The 516-nt window shown below is 38.0% G+C and carries 1 protein-coding gene; it reads left to right on the top strand.

The genetic code is table 11. From position 1 onward, the window contains the following. Nucleotides 1–285: 285 nt before the first annotated feature. A partial coding sequence (locus ACFFIX_RS27950; RefSeq protein ID WP_378939924.1) for an HTH domain-containing protein occupies nt 286–516 on the top strand: 231 nt, incomplete at its 3' end.

Genomic DNA, 516 nt, shown 5'->3' with positions numbered 1-516 from the left:
CCCTATTCCTCCATGTAGTATCATAGCTTCGCTTGTTATACGAGATCATTGTCCCAACCAGCCTCAATCATGTTTCTACAAGTAGGGGGCGAACTGTTTAATGGACGGGATCGAGTCCCAAGGGCGCTTACGTTCTACCCCGGCTACCGTAATCATATATCGATATAAAAAATGGTCAACCAGAAATATAAACTGTACCCTATAGAGTAGACACTAAAAAAAGGTCTGCCCTATAGGGTGCTTTTTTGTATAATGAAAAAAACAGGAGAATCGGAGAACAGTTACATGTCAAAAAAACACTTTACTGAGAAAGAGATAGAAATACTATTTAATAATCCATATGTTAAATCTGTAAGTTCAAAGGGTGTTACATATACAGACGAATTTAAGAGAATTTTTATAGATGAAAATGAAAATGGAAAGTGGCCAAGGCAGATTTTCGAGGAGAATGGTTTTGATATTGAAGTCATTGGTATTGTCAGAGTACAAAGGGCTGCCTCCAGATGGCGTACTACT

The sequence above is a fragment of the Metabacillus herbersteinensis genome, assembly GCF_042433335.1.
GTDB classification, from domain to species: domain Bacteria; phylum Bacillota; class Bacilli; order Bacillales; family Bacillaceae; genus Metabacillus; species Metabacillus herbersteinensis.
This window is presented reverse-complemented; position numbering and strand designations above follow the sequence as displayed.